At 72.2% G+C, this 6064-nt stretch carries 7 protein-coding genes and 1 pseudogene; 4 read left to right on the plus strand and 4 right to left on the minus strand.

Annotation, left to right across the window (positions count from 1 at the left end):
- The first annotated feature begins 53 nt into the window (after window positions 1-53).
- Entirely contained in the window at window positions 54-860 is an 807-nt protein-coding gene (locus ABZ671_RS10140) for a sugar phosphate isomerase/epimerase (protein ID WP_357854296.1), read from the plus strand.
- A gap of 1 nt (window position 861) precedes the next feature.
- Here ABZ671_RS10140 and ABZ671_RS10145 read toward each other — a convergent pair whose 3' ends face one another.
- From ABZ671_RS10145 to ABZ671_RS10155, 3 genes are read right to left on the minus strand one after another with little or no spacing between them, the layout of a single operon-like run.
- Window positions 862-1437, minus strand: a complete 576-nt coding sequence (locus ABZ671_RS10145) for a CGNR zinc finger domain-containing protein (protein WP_357854299.1) — start codon at window positions 1435-1437, stop codon at window positions 862-864.
- A gap of 19 nt (window positions 1438-1456) precedes the next feature.
- Window positions 1457-2623, minus strand: a complete 1167-nt coding sequence (locus ABZ671_RS10150) for a glutathionylspermidine synthase family protein (RefSeq protein WP_357854301.1) — start codon at window positions 2621-2623, stop codon at window positions 1457-1459.
- A 1-nt stretch (window position 2624) separates the two neighbouring features.
- On the minus strand, window positions 2625-2897 hold the full coding sequence (locus ABZ671_RS10155) for a hypothetical protein (protein ID WP_357854304.1): 273 nt from the start codon (window positions 2895-2897) through the stop codon (window positions 2625-2627).
- 77 nt (window positions 2898-2974) lie between these two features.
- On the opposite strand from ABZ671_RS10155, the gene ABZ671_RS10160 reads away from it, so the two are divergent.
- Window positions 2975-3895 (plus strand): proline dehydrogenase family protein, encoded by a 921-nt coding sequence (locus ABZ671_RS10160; protein WP_357854307.1) that lies wholly within the window; start codon window positions 2975-2977, stop codon window positions 3893-3895.
- A 1-nt stretch (window position 3896) separates the two neighbouring features.
- Here ABZ671_RS10160 and ABZ671_RS10165 read toward each other — a convergent pair whose 3' ends face one another.
- Complete coding sequence (locus ABZ671_RS10165; protein WP_357854310.1) at window positions 3897-4163, minus strand: hypothetical protein; 267 nt, start codon at window positions 4161-4163, stop codon at window positions 3897-3899.
- Between the two features lie 350 nt (window positions 4164-4513).
- On the opposite strand from ABZ671_RS10165, the gene ABZ671_RS10170 reads away from it, so the two are divergent.
- Both ABZ671_RS10170 and ABZ671_RS10175 read left to right on the plus strand, forming a co-directional pair.
- A complete protein-coding gene (locus tag ABZ671_RS10170) occupies window positions 4514-5860 on the plus strand; it encodes a hypothetical protein (protein WP_357854313.1) in 1347 nt (448 codons plus the stop codon).
- A 20-nt stretch (window positions 5861-5880) separates the two neighbouring features.
- Window positions 5881-5973: pseudogene (locus ABZ671_RS10175) on the plus strand (ABC transporter ATP-binding protein); the annotation flags it as partial.
- Between the last annotated feature and the right edge of the window lie 91 nt (window positions 5974-6064).

A 6064-nucleotide genomic window follows, 5' to 3' on the forward strand; every position in this document is an offset into this window, starting at 1 on the left:
TTTGCGGATGCTCGTCCCGATGCTCCGTGACCCAGGCAGCTACCCTGAGGGGTGTGACTTCCCGCGTCCCGGTGCTCCTGTCCAGTTCCTCGGTCTTCCCTGAACGGACCGCGGCGGCGTTCCAGCTGGCCTCGTCGCTCGGTTACGACGGCGTCGAGGTGATGGTCTGGACCGACGTGGTGAGCCAGGATCCGGGCGCGCTACGCGGCCTGGCCGACCACTACGGCGTACCGGTCCTCTCGGTGCACGCGCCCTGCCTGCTGGTCACTCAGCGGGTGTGGAGCTCCGACCCGTGGGAGCGGCTGCGCAAGGCGGCCGAGCTGGCCGAGACGTTGGAGGCCCCGACGGTGGTGGTGCACCCACCGTTCACCTGGCAGCGGGACTACGCCCGTAACTTCGCCGACGGCCTCGACCAGATCGCCGGGCAGTTCGGTGGGCTGCGCTTCGCGGTGGAGAACATGTACCCGGTGCGGATGGCCGGCCGGCAGTTCGTCCCGTACGCCCCCGGCTGGGACCCGACCGACACCGGCTACGCCTCGTACACGCTGGATTTGTCGCACTGTGCGGCCTCGCACACCGGCGCGCTGGCGATGGCCGACCGGATGGGTGCCGGCCTGGCCCACGTGCACCTGGGCGACGGCACCGGCGAGGGGCGCGACGAGCACCTGGTGCCCGGGCGCGGCGGCCAGCCCTGCGGGGAGCTGCTCCGCTCGCTGGCCGGCCGGGGCTTCACCGGCTCGGTAGCGGTGGAGGTCACCACCCGGGGCGCGAAGAGCCGCGCGGTCCGCGAGGCCGACCTCCGCGAGGCGCTGGCGTTCGCCCGCGCCAACCTCACCGCACCCTCCCCGGTCGACGCCTGACCTAGCGCACCGGGGTGAGGGGTTCGGGTTGGGCGGGGACCGGCAGCTGGTCGCCGCCGGCGGCGCGCTTGCGGGCCCGGTGCGCGGCCACGTGCGAGCGGGTGGCGCAGCGCTCCGAGCAGAACCGCCGGCAGCAGTTCGAGGACGTGTCCAGGTAGACGTTGCCGCAGCGCTCGTCGGCGCAGACGCCGAACCGGGCGCTGCCGTACTCGCAGAGCCAGACCGACAGGCCCCAGACCGCGCCGGCCAGGTATTCCGACGACACCGAGGCACCCCGGCCGGTCACGTGCATGTGCCAGTCGCTGGAGTCGTGGCCGGAGATGCGCGGCTGCACCGGGAAGGCCTCCAGCAGCGCGTTCAGCTCCGCCACCGCCTCGGCGTCCCGGCCCGAGGTGCCGTATTCGAAGACGTCGCGAAGGCGCTTCTGCGCCCGCCGGAAAATCGCCAGGTCCCGGTCCGCGACCTCGTCGCGCATCCACCCGTTCTCGTCGGGGAAGATGGCCCGCAGGTCGTCGAGGTCGTCCAGGCGGGCGTTGACGAGATCAACTCCGGTCCGGGCGTACGCGTCGAAGTTCACGCGACCAACGGTAGACGACTCACGCGCTCTGCGGCGCGTCGATGTAGTGGGGGAGGAACCGCGCGTAACCATCCGTGATGAGGCTTGCGCTTTCGCGCACCCCGGCGCCGGCGGACTCGCCGTCGACGGTCCAGCTCCCCAACACCGTGCGGTTGCCGGCGAACTCGGGCAACGCCCGGAACTCCTGATAACAGAAGCCCTCGTCGCCGTAGGTCCCCGGATTGGTGATCTCGGTTCCTGCGGAGACGATGCGTACCGAAGCGCCCTCCCGGCCCAGCAACGGCTTCGCCACGTACTCGGTCATCCCGCGCGGCGAGCCCAGGTATGCCGGCAGCAGGTAGTCGTGGCCCGGGTAGAGCTCCCAGAGCACCGCGAGCAGCGCCTTGTTCGACAGCAGCAGCTTCCAGGCCGGCTCGATCCAGGTGGTCGGGGTGCCCGGTTCCAGCGCCGGCGGCCCGTACGGCTCGGTCAGCATCCACTCCCAGGGGTAGAGCTTGAAGCAGGTGGTGATCGGCTCGTCGTCGGCGTCCACGAAGCGCCGCCCGTCCCAGCCGATCCCCTGGATCGGCATGAGCGTGACGTCCAGCCCGGCCTGGCGGGCCGTCTCGGCCAGATAGCCGGCGGTGATGAGGTCCTCGCCCGACTCCTCCTCGTCGGACCAGACCACGTGCAGCCGTGGGTCGTGCAGCCCGGCGGTGATCTTCGCCCACGCCCCCACCAGCCGCTCGTGCAGGCTGTTCCACTGGTCCGCCTCGGCGCGCGTGTGTTCCAGCCAGTACCACTGCACGATGCTCGCCTCGACCAGCGCGGTCGGGGTGTCGGCGTTGTATTCCAGCAGCTTCGGTGGCCAGCTGCCGTCGTACCAGAGGTCGAAGCGACCGTAGAGGGTCGGCGGTGCCTCCCGCAGCGACCGGGCGACCGCCTCGGCGGCCCAGGTCGGGATGCCGAACTCCGCGTACCGGTTACGGGCCACCACGTGCTCGGCGGCGGCCACCGCCATCCGGTGCAGCTCCTCGGTCGCCTCCTCCAGCCGGAGCACCTCGGCCAGGTCGAAGGCGTACGCGGCGGTCTCGTCCCAGTACGACATGATCCCGCCGTCGGGCAGCTCGGTGTCGACGTACACCAGGCCCTGCGCGCGGATGGTGGCGTCCCAGTCGGGACGCGGAGTACTCGCCTCGCGCCGCACGTCAGCCGCCGCACGAGGCGAGGTGGGTGCCGAAGCCGCCCCGATCGGGCAGCGTGGCGGCGACCGGCGTGGGCGTGTCCGGGGCGACGGGCGGACCGGAGACCCGGAGGGCCTGCGCGACTTTGTCGCCACCGCCACCGCCACCGCCCCCGGCCGGTCGCCGGCCGCAGTCGTCATCGTCGTTGTTGCAGCCGGAGAGGGTCAGCGCCAGCGCGGTCAGGGCGCCGAGGTGCACGGTGGCCGACCGGAGCCGGCGTCGGGGGCGTGGTTCCATGCGATCGTTTCTAGCGGACCCGGACCAGCCTCACCCGCCCCCCGGCGGGGACCCACGGGGGGCGTTACGCTCGCCTCATGCTCCGTTCCGTCATCCTCGCTGCCGCCCGGTCATCCCAGGTCGAGCGGCTCGTCGCGACGGCCCCGTTCACCCGGGACGTCGTCCGCCGGTTCGTCGCCGGCGCCGGCACCGACGACGCGCTGCGCGCGACCCGCGCGCTCGTCGCCGACGGCCTCGCGGTCACCCTCGACAACCTCGGTGAGGACACCGTCACCCCGGAGCAGGCGAACGCCACCCGGGACGAATACCTCAAGCTGTTGCGACTGCTCTCCGCCGCAGAGCTCACCCCGGCCGCCGAGGTCAGCGTGAAGCTCTCTGCCCTCGGCCAGCTGTTCGACGAGCAGCTCGCGTACGACAACGCTCGGGCGATCTGCGTGGCGGCGGACACGGCGGGCACCACGGTCACCCTGGACATGGAGGACCACACCACCACCGACTCGACGCTGGACATCCTCGTCAAGCTGCGCAAGGACCACCCGTCGACGGGCGCGGTGCTCCAGGCGTACCTGCGGCGCACCGAGTCGGACTGCCGGGAGCTGTCCGCCGCCGGGTCCCGGGTACGGCTCTGCAAGGGCGCGTACAAGGAGCCGGAGTCGGTGGCGTATCAGTCCGCCAGCGACGTCGACAAGTCGTACGTGCGCTGCATGAACGTGCTGATGTCCGGCGACGGCTACCCGATGCTGGCCACCCACGACCCGCGCCTGATTGCCATTGGCGAGGACCGGGCCCGCTGGTTCGACCGTGGCCCGGACCGTTTCGAGTTCCAGATGCTCTACGGCATCCGCCCGGAGGAGCAGCAGCGGCTGGTCGGCGAGGGTTACACCGTGCGCACCTACGTTCCCTATGGCGAGCAGTGGTACGGCTACCTGATGCGTCGCCTGGCCGAGCGGCCGGCCAACCTGATGTTCTTCGGCCGCGCGCTGGTCTCCAAGAAGTGAGTCAGCCGTTCGACCAGGCCCGGGTGCTCAGCACCAGGCAATAGCCGTCCGGGTCGGCGAACGTCACCCCCCAGCGGTCCCAGTACGGGCCGGCGGAGACCCTGGTCCCGCAGGCCCGTACCAGTCTGTCGGCCAGGTCGTGCTCACCCGGCCCGTCGGCCGCGCCCCGGTAGAGCACCCGCAGGCCGAGCCCGTCGACCCAGAACCGCTCTGCGGCGGCCAGGTCGCGGCTGGGGCGGGCGATGCATGCTGGGCGGAAGGTTCGCATGCGGCCGGTGCCGGGGGTCCTTCTGGTCGCCCTCTGGGCGGCAAACAAGACGCTGCTCACGCTCTCCGTCATCGCGTACCGTCCGCGCCTGCATGGTTGCGATCGAGCGCCTACAGAGTTGATGTCGCAAACGATTCACGGGCCGGTCGGGCGGCCGGTCGGGCGCGGGTGACTCGTCTGCGACATCAAGTTCGTAGGCGACGGTGACGGTGACGCTCAGCTCATCGGCCGGCTCCCCGCCCTCCACCGAGGTCAGGTGGGCGGATGGGAATGGGCGGACGGGAATGGGCGGCCTCGTTGACGCGCGGCGGGTTCTGGCCGGAGCGGCTGATTGGTCGTACCCTTCGCCCGTGGCCGACGGTGACGAGCAGGCCCCCGACCCGGCGGGGAGCAGCGCAACACGGCCGGCCGGCTCAACCGTGACCGGGCCTGCTGCGCCGAGCGGCGCAGCGTCACCCCGTCGACGTTGGCCGCTCTGGATCGCGCTCGTGCTGGTGCTCGCCCTGGTGGCGTGCGGTTTTTCCGGCGTACGCCTGCTCGGCCTGGTGCCTGGCGCGGTGGGGCGGCCGGCGGCGGAGCCGACTGACGACCCGGTGGCGCGCCGCCTCGGCCAGCGGATGACCGCACAGCTCGACCGCCAGGCCACCGCGCTGCTCGCCGGGGACCGCGCCGGCTACCTCGCCGTTGCCGAGCCGGCCGCCCACCCCGACCTCACCCGCCGGTACGCCGCGCTGCGCGCGCTGCGGGTCACCGTGTGGCGACCGGCGGCGGACGGTGTGCCGACGACTGTCGACGGGCAACCGGGGGAGTGGCGGCTGGCGGTGACGGTCGGCTACTGCTTCGTGGCGCCGGACTGCACCCCGAGCCTGGTGGAGATCGGCACCCGGTGGCGTCTGGTGGGGGAGGAACCCCGGCTGGTTGCCGTCGAGGAGTCCCGGGAGAAGCCCGCCGGCACCCGGCCCTGGGAGGTGAGCGACCTGACGGTGGCGGTCGGCGAACGGACCATCGTCGCCACCACGCCCGCGCTGCGGGCCAAGCTTCCCGGGCTGCTCGCCCGGGCCGAGGCCGCCGCCAAGGTCGCCGACCGGTACGCGGTCACCGGCACCCCGCCGGACCGCTACTTGATCTTCTATGCCGGTCAGGCCGAGTGGCGGCGCTGGTACGGCGGCGGCCGGCCGAAGTGGACGGCCGGGTACGCGGTCGGCGTCGGCGGTGGGCACCACGACGTGGTGTTGAACGCCCAGAGTGTCAGCCGGAGCGGAATGGACGAGCTGCTTCGGCACGAGCTGGCCCACGCCGCGTCGCTGCCCGCTGAGGGCTACTCCGACCGGTCCAGCTGGTGGCTGGTGGAAGGGCTGGCCGAGTACGCGGGCGCGGACGGCCAGCCGGTGAACCACCACGAGGGTCTGGCCGAGGTGCGGAAGCTGGTCCGCGGCGGCTGGGACGGGCGGTTCGATTCGCTGGCACCCGCCGACGACGCGACCGACGACCGGGTCGGCGGCGCCTACGGCGTTGGCTACCTGGCCGTACGCCACCTGGTCGACCGGTACGGGGAGCAGCGGGTGCTCGACTTTTTCCGGGCCGTGGTGCACCAGCACCGGTCCCTGGACGACGCGGCCGACCAGGTGTTCGGGGACCCCTGGCCCGCCCTGCATGACGAGTGCGTCGACTATCTCCGGGTGATCGCCGGAAAGTGATCGGCCGGGCTGATCCGGTTCATGATCGACCGCTGTCGGGTGGCCCCGGCGGACCTGCGACACTGGATGACGCTCCCAGCGCGGGGCCCCGGTCCGCGTCCGGAAGCGGCCCGGTGTCCCCTGTGTGCGTCCCTGTCCTAGCAGCGGAGCGGTACCCGGCATTCGCAGGTTCTTCGGGTACGCCGCACGGTCCCTCTCGTGGTG

It is taken from the genome of Micromonospora sp. NPDC006766, from assembly GCF_040636055.1.
GTDB lineage: Bacteria > Actinomycetota > Actinomycetes > Mycobacteriales > Micromonosporaceae > Micromonospora.

What these genes read in the sequence shown, in the direction of transcription:
- ABZ671_RS10155 (WP_357854304.1), bottom strand. Translation starts at nt 2,897, where the DNA reads ATGGAACCACGCCCCCGACGCCGGCTCCGGTCGGCCACCGTGCACCTC.
- ABZ671_RS10160 (WP_357854307.1), top strand. Translation starts at nt 2,975, where the DNA reads ATGCTCCGTTCCGTCATCCTCGCTGCCGCCCGGTCATCCCAGGTCGAG.
- ABZ671_RS10165 (WP_357854310.1), bottom strand. Translation starts at nt 4,163, where the DNA reads ATGCGAACCTTCCGCCCAGCATGCATCGCCCGCCCCAGCCGCGACCTG.